This window comes from Enterobacter huaxiensis, from assembly GCF_003594935.2.
Lineage (GTDB): Bacteria > Pseudomonadota > Gammaproteobacteria > Enterobacterales > Enterobacteriaceae > Enterobacter > Enterobacter huaxiensis.
On sequence record NZ_CP043342.1, the window covers coordinates 1,536,618 to 1,552,271 of the forward strand.

Below are 15,654 nucleotides of genomic sequence, written 5' to 3' on the forward strand. Positions count from 1 at the left end.
GAGGGCATCAGGCCGCACACCCGTTCGGAATCAATCCTTGTCCGTTGCGCTCAGCGTAACGGAGGAGAGATAGTTCAGCAGAGCAATATCGTTATCCACACCCAGTTTCATCATCGCTGATTTTTTCTGGCTACTGATGGTTTTAATACTGCGGTTCAGCTTCTTGGCAATTTCGGTTACCAGGAAACCTTCGGCGAACAGACGCAGAACTTCACTCTCTTTTGGCGACAGGCGTTTGTCACCGTAGCCACCCGCACTGATTTTTTCCAGCAGGCGAGAGACGCTTTCAGGCGTGAATTTCTTGCCTTTCTGCAGCGCTGCCAGCGCTTTTGGCAGGTCGGTCGGCGCACCTTGTTTCAGCACAATACCTTCGATATCAAGATCCAGAACCGCGCTCAGGATGGCGGGGTTGTTGTTCATGGTCAGAACAATGATCGAGATGTCCGGGAAGTGGCGTTTAATGTACTTGATGAGCGTGATCCCATCACCGTACTTGTCTCCAGGCATGGAGAGGTCGGTAATGAGCACATGTGCATCAAGTTTTGGGAGGTTATTAATAAGCGCTGTAGAGTCTTCAAATTCACCGACTACATTCACCCACTCGATCTGCTCAAGTGATTTGCGAATACCGAACAGTACAATCGGATGGTCATCGGCAATAATTACGTTCATATTGTTCATGTATAAGGCTACCTTGCTACAGCAAGCTCTTGACGTAAGCGTCAATGTCGCTGATGTATTTTTCAATGCCAGAGGCATCTTTCTCACGAATTAGATGTTCCAGCGTTTCACATAACTGCTTGCCGGGAACCAGATTAAGCATGGCAAACACCCCTTTAAGCCGGTGTGCTGTCTGTGCCAGCGCCGCAAAATCATTCGCAGCGGACTCAGTATACAACCGCTTAACATCATCTGGAACTGTATCAACAAAGAGTGAATAGTAGCCGCTGGCCTGGAGCTCGGCATTTTCGTTGCCGCCTAACGGTGACTCCGGTATCTCTTCCTCTGCCAGCTGCTCTTCTATAAGTTGTAGTACAGCTTCCTGCATCGCATTGCTCATATTAAAGTTGACGCGCAACTGGCCTAGGCCGATTTTTCGCACGCCTGACTCATCATCGCTTAAAAGCAAGCCGGAGGCAGTAAGATTAGACGGATTATCAGTTAAAAACAGATCAAATTCTTGACTCGCAAGCCTTTCGTCCGGGGTGATGCATGCCGCGCCCCAGTTTTCTAACTGGCGAACCACGATATTGCGGATCTCATTCGAAGTAACGTCCACCATCACCACGACATCATCCAGCAGGCGTTCTTCATCCTCTTCCTGCGGGTTCGCGGCCATTTTCACGTGCAGCGAGTAACGGGTGCCGAGTGATTCACGCGCCTTGATGTTCAGATGACCGCCCAGCTTGCGCGCCAGCTGGTCGCAGAGCCAGAAGGTGAGGGCGTTCGCCTTACCATAGTAGTCGCTCTGGGTATCGTTCAGGAACGGGAAGTGCAGGTTATCAATCTCACTGACCGTAACACCTTCACCGGTGTCCAGAATGCGGAACGTCAGGCGATCCTCAGTGGACTCATCGGTTCCGACTTCAAGGGTGATCTTCCCAATCTGCGTGGTCGTCACCGAATACTGAATAAGCATCAGCAGGATCCGACGCAGGGCTTCGCGATCGCCATGACGCTCGTCGTTTGCCGGCAGATTGTTGTTGATCAGCAGCTGTAAGCCTTTGCGTTTGATGACAGGCAGTACCTCCGGAACCACTTCATCGATGAGGTCCTGGATGGAGAAGAGTGTCGGAGTGCTTTTCCAGAGGTCATTTTCCAGCATGTTCGCCAGCTGGATTTCATCAACCAGACGCACCAGCGAATCGGCCTGACTGGCCACCAGCTGGCTTTCTGGCGTGTTCAGGTTTGCGGTCTGTGCGGCCAGTTTTTGTAGCGGCTTTTTAAAAGCATCGCCAATATTCTGCATAAATGCCGCGCGACCCTGCTGATTTTTTTCGTAGAGCCTTTGCGCCTGCTTAAGCTTTTTATTCACCAGCACTTCACGGTCCTGATCGCGAATCACGAAGATTTGCGTGCGCGAAGCGACCTGGCTGCGGAACTGGCGGATCTCATACAGTTCATTGTTTATGGTGGCCTGAATGACCCCCTGATGCTGGTCCGCCATGCTGGTGATATTTTGCAGGTTGAGGTGCGGCAACAGGTGATCGGCAATCTTGTTGCTCATCACCGTGCGGTTGGCTTCCTGATCGTGAACCAGCACCCCGAGCGGCAGGACGGAAACGATCTCTTCGTTCAACGCGCGCAGCATGCGCAGCTCTTTACTGTTACCCGTCGATACCGCAGCGGCATCGCTCTGGCGTCCCGGCTGGAAACGAAACGTACTGTAACCAAACAGCGCCAGCGCCAGCAGGCCAATATTCAGCAGCAGCGGCAGCAGGATATTTTGCAACGTATCAAGCAGCAGGGTCCCAAACGGCACCTGCCACACCAGACGCATACCGGTTGAGTTTAGCGATGAGGCAATCTCAATCTTCGAACCGTTAAAGGAGATGGATACGCTCTCGGCGCCCTCTTTATCCGGCGGCGTGCGCATGTTTTGCGTATTGTTGTCTGGCTCCAGGCGGAAGCTGTCCAGCGGCATATCCGGTGGGATCAGGTCGTTGATTGGCAGGTCGAAGGCAACGACGGTCGCCAGATGTCCGGGCTGATTAAACGTGGTGCGCAGCGTAAAGTAGTGCCCGTTTTGCCAGGCCAGACGGCGCAACGAAGAGAAGCTTTCGCGCTCGTCAAGCGCGTTAGCTTGCTGCAGCATTTCTGCCCGGCGAGAATCGACAATACTGCCGACGGTCGTCTCTTTAAATCCGGATGAGAGGTCTTTTAACGGCAGGGTAGAGATCAGGATCATGCTGTTGTCCTGACCGTTCAGATAATACATCGACCACGGCACCGTCTCAGCACCCCACAGGGTATCAAGATAGGTAGACATACGCTGCGTCATTTCAAGCGTCGCACTGTCGTGTGAGCCGAAGATCAGCGCTTCGGTTTTGCGCTGGGGTTTTTCCAGGTAGTAAACGTCCTGCTTAAGACGCGTCTCCTGCAGACCTTCTCCAGTGGAGGCTGCGGGCGCGGCGGCAATATTGTCGTAAATCTGCCAGGTGGCGTAACGCCAGGTGTCGACCCGCTTGTGAACGGCATGCGTGATATCAACGATTTGATAGCTCTTGTCCTTAAGCCAGGCATTCACCGCACTTTGAACCATGACCCCCATCGTGACCAGCAGCACAACAATCAATAGAAGAAAGAAACGGGTGATGCTCCCTGGAAGGAGGGAGAATTTGCCCGGAGCGGTAGTTTCAGTCTGACTCATTGATAAGGTTAACCCGTGGTGGCCGTGTTTTAAGGGGATAGCGCAGTATAAAGGGTAATAAGTGAATTTCCAGCGCCGCCATCCCGGAAGAGGGGACTTTTTCATTGTTGATGAACGGTCGCTGCGCCTGCGCTAAAGGTGTACACCCGGCGGTAAGATGTACAAATAATCGGCGTTATGCTCAGGGAAATAGCACGAATTAACAAGAAATTAAGTTTCACAGAAAAAAATTAAGCATACGGACAGCAATAACAGGATTTAGTTAATAGTCGTTATTGTTTCCGTGTGGTAGCACAAAAAATAGGGAGGAACGTAAAGAAAGGTAAAAAAAAACCGAATGCTCGGCATCCGGTTCAATTAGGGATAAACAGACATTCAAAGCTGAATGACGGTAATAAATAAAGTTAATGATGATAGCAAGAGATATTTTAGAGAGATCGGCGTCATTTGTTTTGTCATTCAGTGCGGTAACGAATATTGTGTTAACTAGCTGATTTAAATGTAATATATACTTAATTTGATTATTAGTGCTATATTTTTAAGCTCTCTGTGCTTCGCAAAAGTTCCCTCTCATTCACAAAATGAAACATATTGTGCGCAAAATGAAACACCTTCAAAGTTTTCGTATCATATTCCCGTTGGATTATTCTGTATTTTTGAGGAGAATGAAGTTGCCGACTGGTTAAGAGGGTTAATCAGTAAGCAGTGGTAATAATAAGGCATATAACAGAGGGTTAATAAAATGAAAGTTAAAGTACTGTCCCTCCTGGTACCAGCACTGCTGGTAGCGGGCGCAGCAAATGCGGCTGAAATTTATAACAAAGACGGCAACAAATTAGATCTGTACGGCAAAGTTGATGGTCTGCACTATTTCTCTGATGACGACAGCGTTGATGGCGACCAGACCTACATGCGTCTTGGCTTCAAAGGCGAAACTCAGGTTAACGATCAGCTGACCGGCTATGGTCAGTGGGAATATAACGTTCAGGCGAATGACACAGAGAGCAGCAGCAACCAGTCCTGGACGCGTGTAGCGTTCGCGGGTCTGAAATTTGCGGATGCGGGCTCTTTCGATTACGGTCGTAACTACGGCGTGATCTACGACGTAACCTCCTGGACCGACGTGCTGCCAGAATTCGGCGGCGACACCTACGGTGCAGACAACTTCCTGCAATCTCGTGCTAACGGCGTAGCGACCTACCGTAACCAGGACTTCTTCGGCCTGGTTGATGGCCTGAACTTTGCACTGCAGTATCAGGGTAAAAACGGCAGCGTAAGCGGTGAAAACGACTCTGGTCGTAGCACCCTGAAACAGAACGGTGACGGTTATGGCGCATCCCTGACCTACAATCTGGGTGAAGGCTTCAGCATCGGTGGTGCGATGTCTTCTTCCAAACGTACTTCCGATCAGAACAACACCGCAGCACTGGGTGAAGGCGATCGTGCAGAAGTTTACTCTGGTGGTCTGAAATATGACGCCAACAACATCTACCTGGCCGCGCAGTACTCTCAGACCTATAACGCAACCCGTTTCGGTAACTCTCAGAGCACCAGCGACATCTACGGTTTTGCGAACAAAGCGCAGAACTTTGAAGTGGTTGCTCAGTACCAGTTCGACTTCGGTCTGCGTCCATCCGTGGCTTACCTGCAGTCCAAAGGTAAAGACATCGAAGGTTACGGCGATCAGGATCTGCTGAAATATGTTGATGTGGGCGCGACTTACTACTTCAACAAAAACATGTCTACCTACGTCGACTACAAAATCAACCTGCTGGATGACAAAGAATTCACTCGCCAGGCAGGTGTCAGCACCGACGACATCGTCGCGCTGGGTCTGGTTTATCAGTTCTAATCGCTTAACGGTGTAGCTTAGGGGCCAATTGGCCCCTTTTTCATGCCTTTTTTAGGGTCTTACAAACCCCCTTTTTTGGTGTACTCTTGCCGCCCTGGCATGAGGATAATAACGAATGGACATGATTTTTTTACGCGCCAGCGTTCTGGCTACCCTTTTTTTCCTGACGGCATGTGACACGTCTACGCCCACCACAGAGACCGACGCGCCAGCGGCGACGGTACTGGAAGGCAAGACTATGGGCACCTTCTGGCGCGTCAGCGTAATGAATATCGACAAAACGCGCGGGGACGAACTTCGCGGTAAAATTCAGTCGCAGCTGGATGCCGACGACCAGCTGCTCTCGACCTATAAAAACGACTCAGCGCTAATGCGCTTTAACCTTTCCAAAAGCACTTCCCTCTGGCCAGTGAGCGAAGCGATGGCCGACATCGTGACGGAATCCTTGCGCGTGGGTTATAAAACCAACGGCGCGATGGATATCACCGTCGGGCCGCTGGTGAACCTCTGGGGGTTTGGCCCGAACAAACAGCCGGTGGTGACGCCCGAACAGGCGGCCATTGATGACGCCCGCGCCCGCACCGGCCTGCAACACCTGACGGTAATCAATCAGTACGGCCAGCAGTATTTGCAGAAAGATATTCCCGATCTGTTTGTCGATCTCTCGACGGTGGGGGAAGGCTACGCGGCGGATCATCTGGCGGCACTGATGGCCCGGGAAGGCATCTCGCGCTACCTCGTTTCCGTGGGCGGCGCGCTCGTTAGCCGGGGGATGAATGCCAGTGGCAAACCGTGGCGGGTGGCTATTCAAAAGCCGACCGACCAGCAAAACGCGGTGCAGGCGATTGTCGATATTAACGGGCACGGTATTAGCACGTCGGGCAGTTATCGTAATTATTACGAGCTGGACGGCAAACGCATTTCACACGTTATCGATCCGCAAACCGGCCGGCCGATTGAGCATAAGCTGGTTTCCGTAACGGTGATCGCCCCGACGGCGCTGGAAGCCGATGCCTGGGATACCGGGCTGATGGTGCTGGGCCCGGAAAAAGCCAAAGAGGTCGTGCGGCAGGAAGAGCTCGCGGTCTATATGATCACCAAAGAGGCGGATGGGTTCAAAACCTGGAGCTCGCCGCAGTTTAATAGCTTCCTGGTGAGCGAAAAAAATTAAAAAGCAAGGTTGCGGGTTTTTGTTTTGTGGCACTCGGGCAAGGTATGAGTATGCTTGTAAGAGGAGCCGATGATGAAAAAACCAGCCTTTATGACCGATGAGGATCGCTGGCAGGCCGTACAGGCCCGCGACCCTCACGCTGATAATCAGTTTGTCTTCGCCGTGCAGACGACCGGTATCTTTTGCCGTCCGTCCTGCCGCGTCCGCCGCGCGCTGCGCAAAAACGTTCGCTTTTATCCTGACGCTCTCCATGCCGCGCGGGACGGGTTCCGTCCCTGCAAACGCTGCAGGCCGGACGTCAGCGATCCCCGGGAACAGCGGCTTGCGAAGGTTGAACAGGCCTGTCGCCTGCTGGAACAAGATTCCGTATTAACGCTGGAAGCGCTGGCACGGCAGGTCGCCATGAGTCCTTTTCATTTCCACCGCCTGTTTAAATCCGTGACCGGGATGACGCCGAAAGCCTGGCAGCAGGCCGCGCGGGGGCAGCGCCTGCGTAATGCGCTGGCGCAGGGCGATAACATTACCGAGGCCGTCCTGGCGGCAGGGTTCCCGGACAGCAGCAGCTATTACCGCAAGGCCGATGAGGCGCTGGGGATGACGGCGAAGCAGTACCGGAAAGGGGACGTCGCGGTGCGTTATGCCATCGATAGCTGTTCACTGGGCCGCTGTCTGGTGGGGGAGAGCGAGCGCGGGATCTGCGCAATACTGCTTGGCGACGACGACAGGATGCTCACCGAAGAGCTGCTGACCCTGTTTCCGAGGGCAGAGCGTGAACCGCTTGAAGGCGCGTTTGCACAGCGTATACATCAGGTCCTGACCAGTATCGACAGCCGGGCCGTACCGCTGTCACTTCCCTTAGATATTCGAGGGACGGCGTTTCAGCAGCAGGTGTGGCAGGCGCTGCGCGCTATACCCTGCGGTGAAACGGCCAGCTATCAGCAGGTCGCAAAGGCGATTGGCAAACCGAACGCCGTTCGCGCCGTGGCGGGAGCCTGTGCGGCCAACAGGCTGGCGATTGTTATTCCTTGCCACCGCGTGGTGCGCAACGACGGGGCGCTCTCAGGCTATCGCTGGGGGACAGCTCGCAAGGCGCTACTTTTAGAGCGTGAGACGCAAAACCAGGAGGGATGATGCTCGATCTTTTTGCGGATGCCGAACCCTGGCAGGAACCGCTGGCACCCGGGGCGGTGATCCTCCGCCGCTTCGCGCTTGCCCGCGCGCCAGCGCTCTTCGACGGTATCGACCGCGTGGCGGCGCGTTCACCGTTTCGCCACATGGTGACGCCGGGTGGCTATACCATGTCAGTCGCGATGACCAACTGCGGCCGGCTCGGGTGGGCAACGAACGCGCGGGGCTATGTGTACGCTCATCACGATCCCCAGACCGGCAGCCCGTGGCCGCCCATGCCCGAGGTGTTTCAGGCGCTCTGCCACGCCGCCGCCGTTGCAGCAGGCTATGACGATTTCGTGCCGGATGCCTGCCTGATCAACCGTTATGCCGAGGGGGCAAAACTCTCCCTACATCAGGATAAGGACGAGCCGGACTTGCGCGCGCCGATCGTTTCAGTTTCTCTGGGGCTGCCCGCGGTCTTTCAGTTTGGCGGGCTGCAGCGCAGCGACCCGCTTAAACGCCTGATGCTGGAGCACGGTGACGTGGTGGTGTGGGGGCGGGAGTCCCGACTCTATTATCATGGCATTCAACCGCTAAAGCCGGGCATTCACCCGCTAACGGGAGCGTTTCGCTATAACCTCACGTTTCGGCAGGCCGCGCATAGAGAATAAAAATAAGAATTATTCTTGATGTGTACGAAAGGCAGTTTACACTGCTGGCTGTTTTTTCTTGTCCGGATTGCTCTGCATGCAACTACTTCTTCTCGTCTGGCGTCAGTATCGCTGGCCTTTCATTGCGGTGATGGCGTTAAGCCTTGCCAGCGCCGCGTTGGGCATAGGTTTGATTGCGTTCATTAACGTGCGCCTGATTGAAATGGTCGATACCTCATTGTCCGTTCTGCCGGAATTTCTGGGTTTGCTGCTGCTGTTAATGGCGGTCACGCTGGGCTCACAGCTGGCCCTGACCGTGCTCGGCCACCACTTCGTCTTCCGCCTGCGCAGCGAATTTATCAAGCGCATCCTCGACACGCACGTTGAGCGCGTGGAGCAGCTTGGCAGCGCTTCCCTGCTGGCGGGCCTGACCAGCGACGTACGCGCCATTACCATTGCGTTTGTCCGCCTGCCGGAGCTGGTGCAGGGCATTATCCTGACCTTTGGATCGGCGGCCTATCTCGCCTGGCTCTCCACAAAAATGCTGGCGGTGACCGCGCTGTGGATTGTCATCACCATCTGGGGCGGGTTCATGCTGGTATCGCGGGTCTATAAGCACATGGCGGTGCTGCGTGAAACCGAAGACAAGCTCTATAACGATTACCAGACGGTGCTGGAAGGGCGCAAAGAGCTGACCCTGAACCGCGAGCGCGCCGAGCATATCTTTAACAACCTCTATACGCCGGATGCCCGTGAATATCGTCATCATATAATCCGTGCCGATACCTTCCACCTGAGCGCGGTGAACTGGTCGAACATTATGATGCTGGGCGCCATCGGCCTGGTATTCTGGATGGCAAACAGCCTGGGCTGGGCCGATACTAACGTTGCGGCGACCTACTCCCTGACGCTGCTCTTTTTACGCACGCCGCTGCTTTCTGCGGTTGGCGCACTGCCAACGCTGCTGAGCGCGCAGGTGGCATTTAACAAGCTGAAGAAATTCGATCTTGCGCCGTTTAAGGCTCAATTCCCTCGCCCGCAGGCCTTCCCGAACTGGCAAACGCTGGAGCTGCGTAACGTAACCTTCCGTTACCAGGATAATGCCTTTTCCGTCGGGCCGGTGAATCTGACCATCCACCGCGGCGAGCTGCTGTTCCTGATAGGGGGTAACGGTAGCGGGAAATCGACGCTGGCAATGCTGCTGACCGGGCTCTACCAGCCTCAGTCAGGCGAAATTCTGCTGGACGGCAAGGCGCTCAGCGCGGAAAAACCGGAAGATTACCGCAAGCTTTTCTCGGCGGTATTTACCGACGTCTGGCTGTTTGAGCAACTGCTTGGTCCGGAAGGTCAGCAGGCCAATCCGGCGCTGGTGGAAAAATGGCTCGCGCACCTGCAGATGTCGCACAAGCTGGAGATGCAGGATGGCAAGATCCTGAACCTCAAGCTGTCTAAAGGGCAAAAGAAGCGCGTGGCGCTGCTGCTGGCGCTGGCGGAAGAGCGTGACATCATCCTGCTGGATGAATGGGCGGCAGATCAGGATCCGCACTTCCGCCGCGAGTTCTACCAGGTGCTGCTGCCGCTTATGCAGGAGATGGGCAAAACCATTTTCGCCATCAGCCATGACGATCACTACTTTATCCACGCTGACCGTCTGCTGGAGATGCGCGACGGCAGGCTGAGCGAGCTGACCGGCGAAGAACGCGATGCGGCGTCGCGTGACGCGGTGGCGCGTACGGCCTGATGCCCTCACCCTGACCCTCTCCCACAGGGAGAGGGGATAGATCGTGGCCGTAGTGGCGATTTTTTCTCCATCCCGCCCCGTTGTTTATTCTTATTTACATATCCCCGCGCTATGCTTAACGCCAACTCATTTAATGGATTTATGATTGATGTCGGTATTAAAGAAAAACAGCGCAAGGCAGCGTGACCAGGAGCGTGCGCGACTCATCTGGCTGCTCACGACCGATAAAGCGGTCACGTCAACGCTATTAGGCAAACTCACCCTGGCTGAGCAATATGATGTCGGCACCCTGGCCGACGATATTGCTGAGGTAGGTGCGCTGGTTGCTCATCTCCCCCCGCCCGACCTGGCGGATACGCTGGAAGCACTCCCCTCGGAAGAGCGTCACGCCCTCTGGCGCCTGGTGCAGGATCACGAGCGTGGACAGGTTCTGCTTGAAGCCTCCGAAAACGTCTGGGATGACCTCATTGATGAGATGAGCGACCGGGATATTCTCGATGCCCTGCAAACGCTGGATATCGACGAGCAGATTTACCTGGTTCAGCACCTGCCGCGAAACCTGACCGGACGCCTGCTGGCATCGCTGCCGGCCGAAGAAAGGGCGCGCGTGCGCCAGGTGATGCATTACGAAAAAAACACCGTCGGCGCGATCATGGAGTTCGGCGTTATTACGGTGCGCCCGGACGTTACGCTCGGCACGGTGCAGCGCTATCTGCGTCGCCTGGGCAGTATGCCTGACAACACCGATAAGCTGTTTGTCACCTCGCGGGATAAAACCCTGCTCGGCGAGCTGGAGCTGAAAACAATCCTGCTGAACAGTACGCAGCGGCGGGTGAGTGAGGTGATGGAAACCGAGCCGATGGTCTTCTCGCCGGAAGACGACGCGGAGAAAGCGGCGCGTACCTTCGAACGTGATGACCTTGTGAGTGCAGCGGTCGTGGATTCGGTTGGAAAACTGATGGGCCGTCTGACCATCGATGAGATTGTTGATGTGGTCTACGAAGAAACCGATAACGACCTGCGTGCTTTGGGCGGGATCAGCGCGGAAGATGACGTGCATGCCTCGGTGGGAAAGGCGGTCAAAACCCGCTGGGCCTGGCTCGCCGTTAACCTGTGCACCGCGTTTATCGCCTCACGCGTGATTGATGGCTTTGAACACACCATTTCGCAGCTGGTCGCGCTGGCTTCCCTGATGCCTATCGTGGCGGGGATTGGCGGTAATACTGGAAACCAGACCATCACCATGATCGTCCGCGCGCTGGCGCTGGAAAATATTCAGCCCGGTAACTTTTCGTGGCTCATTTTTAGAGAGATGGGCGTCGCGCTGATTAACGGCCTGGTGTGGGGCGGGATTATGGGGGGCATCACCTGGTGGCTATACGACGACATGGCGCTGGGCGGCGTGATGATGCTGGCGATGGTGCTGAACCTGCTGGTGGCGTCGATGATGGGGGTGATTATTCCGCTGACGATGACCAAACTGGGGCGCGACCCCGCGGTGGGGTCGAGCGTGATGATCACCGCCATCACCGATACCGGCGGTTTCTTTATTTTCCTTGGGCTGGCGACGATTTTTCTTCTTTAAGCCGGCGCTTGATGCGGGCGGGAAGCAGCACCATCACCACAATCCCGCCCAGCACGCCAATGGCCAGATTGCCGGTTGAGACCGTTGCGGCCACGGTAACCAGCATGACCACCGTTTCTGCGACGGGGGCATTTTTGATCGTCGCAGGCTGAAGGCTATGCCAGCTGAAGGTTTTAATGGCGACAATCGCCATGATCCCCGCCAGCACGGCCATCGGGATTTTAGCCATCACTTCGCTGAGCGCCGTCACCAGCACCAGCAGCACAAGGCCCGCAGCGACGGTGGAAATGCGGCTCCTGCCTTTCCCCATCTCCACGTTGACGATGGTTTGGCCAATCATCGCGCAGCCCGCAATCCCACCGTAAAAACCTGACAGGATGTTACCCACGCCCAGCCCGATGCTTTCGCGGCGTTTGCTCGACGGCGTTGCGGTCAGTTCATCCACCAGCTTTGCCGTCAGCAGAGATTCCAGCAGGCCAACGAAGGCGATACTCAGCGCGCACGGCCAGATAATGCTCAGCGTTTGTACGTTAAGCGGCACCAGCAGTTCCGTGAACCCCGGCAGCCCGCCGCTCATCGAGCCTTCATCCCCGACCGTCGGCAGGATTTGCCCGGTGGTGACGGTGAACAGGGTTAACAGCACAATCGCAATCAGCGGCGAGGGGATACTTTTGACGTAGCGTGGCACCCACAGCACAATGAGCAGCGTGAGCACGAACAGGCCTACAATCAGGGGGCTTCGGCTCCAGAAATGGGGAACCTGGGCAAAAAATATCAAAATGCCGAGGGCATTCACAAAGCCGGTCATCACCGACTGGGGGATAAAGCGCATTAGCCGCGCCATGCCCAGTACGCCAAACAGGATTTGAATCACGCCGGCCATCAGCACGGCGGGCAGAATGTACTGTACGCCATGCTGATGCACCATGGGTCCAATCACCAGCGCCACGGAACCTGCGGCCGCGGTAACCATTGCGGGACGCCCGCCGAGGACAGACAGCGCGAGGCAGAGCACCACGGAGGCGATCAGGCTGACCTTCGGATCAACGCCTGCAACCACCGAAAATGAGATCACTTCAGGGATTAGCGCCAGAGCGGTAATCACGCCCGCCAGCGTTTCACGCATCAGGTGTTTAGGCGAACGTAAGACCGTAGTGACGTGGTCTTCATGGGGTAGAGCTGAATGGGGTAGAGACATAACATTTCGCAGGTTAGGGCAGGCTTCCGTGCGTGCGATCACAAAGTGCAGCATAGTAGCCAGAAAAAGCCCGTTTTGCCAGCTGTGCCCCTAATCCCTACAAACAATCCATCATTAAATTTCACAATTACAATAATTTCGTAACCTTTAAACAATATTTAAAAGTTGCTACCGTTCCCCCCGCAGCTTTTTTCACCTGCACTTTCCACGCATCAAGCACTATTACACTAAGGCATTAATTATGAAAAAAATGACTGCCATGCTCTTTTCTCTGGCCGTCGTGCTGAACACCGTCCCTATGGCGGCGAAAGCAGACGCGCCCAAAGAGCAGGAAACGGACGTCCTTTTAATTGGCGGCGGTATCATGAGCGCCACGCTGGGAACCTATCTTCAAGAACTGCAGCCGGACTGGTCGATGACCATGGTCGAGCGCCTCGATGGCGTGGCGCAGGAGAGCTCCAACGGCTGGAATAATGCCGGTACAGGGCATTCGGCACTCATGGAACTGAACTATACGCCGCAGAAAAAGGACGGTTCCATTAGTATCGAAAAGGCGGTTGAGATCAACGAAGCGTTCCAGATCTCCCGTCAGTTCTGGTCCCACCAGGTCAACGGCGGCGTGATGCACGATCCGCACTCCTTCATTAACACCGTACCGCACATGAGCTTTGTGTGGGGCGATCAGAACGTGAACTTCCTGCGCGCGCGCTACGCTGCGCTGCAGCAGAGCACCCTGTTCCGCGGCATGAAATACTCGGAAGATCACGCGCAGATCAAGGAGTGGGCACCGCTGGTCATGGAAGGTCGTGACCCGAACCAGAAAGTGGCGGCGACCCGTACCGAAATTGGTACCGACGTTAACTACGGTGAAATTACCCGTCAGCTGGTCGCGTCTCTGAAGAAAAAAGAGAACTTCAACCTGCAGCTCAGCACCGAAGTGCGTGGCTTCAAGCGCAATGCGGATAACAGCTGGAGCGTGACGGTAGCCGATCTGAAAAACAACGACGCCGAGCACGTTATCAAGGCGAAGTTTGTCTTTATCGGTGCGGGCGGCGCGGCGCTGAAGCTGCTGCAGGAGACCGGTATTCCTGAAGCAGATGACTACGCGGGCTTCCCGGTAGGCGGCCAGTTCCTGGTGTCGGAAAACCCGGAAGTGGTAAACCGCCATCTGGCGAAAGTGTATGGCCAGGCTTCCGTGGGCGCGCCACCGATGTCTGTACCGCATATCGATACCCGTATGCTGGACGGAAAACGTGTGGTGCTGTTCGGGCCATTCGCGACCTTCTCCACCAAGTTCCTGAAAAATGGTTCCCTGCTGGACCTGCTCAGCGCGACCACGACCTCCAACTTTAAGCCAATGGTCGATGTGGGGCTGGACAACTTCGATCTGGTGAAATACCTGATTAGCCAGGTGATGCTCTCTGACGACGACCGTTTCGAGGCGTTGAAAGAGTACTACCCGCAGGCGAAGAAAGAGGACTGGCGTTTGTGGCAGGCGGGTCAGCGCGTACAGATCATCAAGCGCGATCCGAAAGAGGGCGGCGTACTGCGTCTGGGTACTGAAGTGGTGAGCGATAAGGAAGGAACCGTCGCTGCACTGCTGGGTGCGTCACCGGGCGCGTCAACCGCTGCGCCAATCATGCTGCACCTGATGGAAAAAGTGTTTAAAGATAAAGTCGCGAGCCCGGAATGGCAGGCGAAACTGAAAACGATTATTCCATCCTACGGTACGATGCTGAACGGTAACGTGGACGCGACGGAGCAGGAGCTGGAATACACCAGCCGTGTGCTGCAGCTGCAATACGTTAAGCCGCAGGCTGCGGATGCTGCGCCAAAAGCGGAGCTGAAGCCACAGGCGGAAAACAAGCCGGTTGCGGATATCGCGCTGTAGTGATTTCTCCCTCTCCCGGTGGGAGAGGGTTGGGGTGAGGGCACCAGAACGCACCCTTTCCGGGTCGGGTGAGGCGAAGCCTTCACCCGACCCGGTTTTAACGTACTACCGCCTGTCCGACGTTCTCGTCCGCCTTCCATACGCGATACTTCACATCTACGTTATCAGGCGTAAACACCACGATTGGCAGCTTGCTGTTGTAACGGATCAGGCTGTTGTCACCCAAATACGCGGTGATGAATTTCTTCTCTTTTTTGCCGTCCGGGCAGGCCATCATGGTGGAGACCGGCGACGTTACTTTGTCGAAGACGTAATAGTCATAGCCCCAGCCTTCCAGAGTTTTTCTTTCCATCTGGCCGCCGAGGCGATGCTGGTTGCAGTCTACTTCCAGAGTCTGGCCGATTAATAGCTCGACTTTGAAGTTCGCTTCATCCTGCTGAACGGGCAGTTGAATCACCTGGCGCTTCATCCCTTTTTCCGCTTGCGGGTACGGGGCTACTTTTTCCAGTGGCTGCTGTTCAGGGGTTTCGTTCGCGAAAGCGCTGGCACTCATGCAGGCAGCGGCGACGATGGCGAAGGCAAATTTTGGTGCGTTTTTCACAGTTATTCCTTTATGTCAAAACGGTCATGACAAGATTAGCATAACGCTAGTGAATGAATGGATTGATTTACTTACATTTGCAATATGGGTGGTGGAATAAACTAGCTTTTCGCTGTCTTTGTGGTTGATCGTGCTGATATGGAGTCCCATGGAAGATCGTGTTATTTTAAGTACTAGTAATGTTATTCATCTGTAAAGGGAAGAGTGATGGTTCGCGCGAAATTGAAAACAGCTGAAGGCCGCAAGTTCCTGCTGGCGCTGATGGTTGTGTTTATGATTGCAGTCGCCTGTGTCGGACGGGCAACGATTGTCGGCGTGATTGAACAGTACAACATCCCGCTTTCACAGTGGACAACCAGCATGTACGTTCTGCAATCCGCGATGATCTGCGTATACAGCCTGGTATTCACCGTTCTGCTTGCCATTCCGCTGGGGATTTACTTCCTGGGCGATCGCGAAAAGCATTAAGTAAGCGCTTACGTATA

12 protein-coding genes are annotated in these 15,654 nt (G+C 54.9%); 8 read left to right on the plus strand and 4 right to left on the minus strand.

Annotation, left to right across the window (positions count from 1 at the left end; translation table 11 throughout):
* Positions 1-30: 30 nt before the first annotated feature.
* Entirely contained in the window at positions 31-681 is a 651-nt protein-coding gene (gene rcsB, locus D5067_RS07390; protein WP_003859405.1) for a response regulator transcription factor RcsB, read from the minus strand.
* A gap of 16 nt (positions 682-697) precedes the next feature.
* Positions 698-3,370: a phosphotransferase RcsD gene (gene rcsD, locus D5067_RS07395; protein ID WP_119937060.1), complete on the minus strand. Its 2,673-nt coding sequence runs from the start codon at positions 3,368-3,370 to the stop codon at positions 698-700.
* Positions 3,371-4,112: 742 nt separating this feature from the next.
* On the opposite strand from rcsD, the gene D5067_RS07400 reads away from it, so the two are divergent.
* The 6 genes from D5067_RS07400 to mgtE all read left to right on the plus strand — a co-directional run bounded on the left by D5067_RS07400 (position 4,113) and on the right by mgtE (position 11,479).
* Entirely contained in the window at positions 4,113-5,222 is a 1,110-nt protein-coding gene (locus D5067_RS07400) for a porin OmpC (RefSeq protein WP_119937059.1), read from the plus strand.
* A gap of 115 nt (positions 5,223-5,337) precedes the next feature.
* A complete protein-coding gene (gene apbE, locus D5067_RS07405) occupies positions 5,338-6,393 on the plus strand; it encodes an FAD:protein FMN transferase ApbE (RefSeq protein ID WP_119937058.1) in 1,056 nt (351 codons plus the stop codon).
* Positions 6,394-6,465: 72 nt separating this feature from the next.
* Positions 6,466-7,524, plus strand: coding sequence for a bifunctional DNA-binding transcriptional regulator/O6-methylguanine-DNA methyltransferase Ada (gene ada / locus D5067_RS07410; RefSeq protein WP_119937057.1), 1,059 nt, complete (start codon positions 6,466-6,468; stop codon positions 7,522-7,524).
* Positions 7,524-8,174 carry a DNA oxidative demethylase AlkB gene (gene alkB, locus D5067_RS07415; protein ID WP_119937056.1) on the plus strand — a complete coding sequence of 217 codons (651 nt, stop codon included), beginning with the start codon at positions 7,524-7,526 and terminating at the stop codon, positions 8,172-8,174. Before ada ends, alkB begins: the two co-directional genes overlap by 1 nt.
* Before the next feature lie 76 nt (positions 8,175-8,250).
* Positions 8,251-9,894: a multidrug ABC transporter permease/ATP-binding protein gene (locus tag D5067_RS07420; RefSeq protein ID WP_119937055.1), complete on the plus strand. Its 1,644-nt coding sequence runs from the start codon at positions 8,251-8,253 to the stop codon at positions 9,892-9,894.
* 148 nt (positions 9,895-10,042) lie between these two features.
* Entirely contained in the window at positions 10,043-11,479 is a 1,437-nt protein-coding gene (mgtE, locus tag D5067_RS07425) for a magnesium transporter (protein WP_119937054.1), read from the plus strand.
* Here mgtE and D5067_RS07430 read toward each other — a convergent pair.
* Positions 11,442-12,731: a SulP family inorganic anion transporter gene (locus D5067_RS07430; RefSeq protein WP_119937053.1), complete on the minus strand. Its 1,290-nt coding sequence runs from the start codon at positions 12,729-12,731 to the stop codon at positions 11,442-11,444. The genes mgtE and D5067_RS07430 overlap by 38 nt on opposite strands.
* Before the next feature lie 187 nt (positions 12,732-12,918).
* Here D5067_RS07430 and mqo point away from each other — a divergent pair, with 187 nt between their 5' ends.
* Positions 12,919-14,568, plus strand: a complete 1,650-nt coding sequence (gene mqo, locus D5067_RS07435) for a malate dehydrogenase (quinone) (protein ID WP_119937052.1) — start codon at positions 12,919-12,921, stop codon at positions 14,566-14,568.
* A 97-nt stretch (positions 14,569-14,665) separates the two neighbouring features.
* Here the strand turns inward: mqo and eco are convergent, their stop codons facing one another.
* Positions 14,666-15,121 (minus strand): serine protease inhibitor ecotin, encoded by a 456-nt coding sequence (eco, locus tag D5067_RS07440; RefSeq protein WP_235843298.1) that lies wholly within the window; start codon positions 15,119-15,121, stop codon positions 14,666-14,668.
* 255 nt (positions 15,122-15,376) lie between these two features.
* Between eco and D5067_RS07445 the strand changes: the two genes are divergently transcribed.
* Positions 15,377-15,637, plus strand: coding sequence for a DUF2534 family protein (locus tag D5067_RS07445; RefSeq protein ID WP_119937050.1), 261 nt, complete (start codon positions 15,377-15,379; stop codon positions 15,635-15,637).
* Positions 15,638-15,654: the final 17 nt, after the last annotated feature.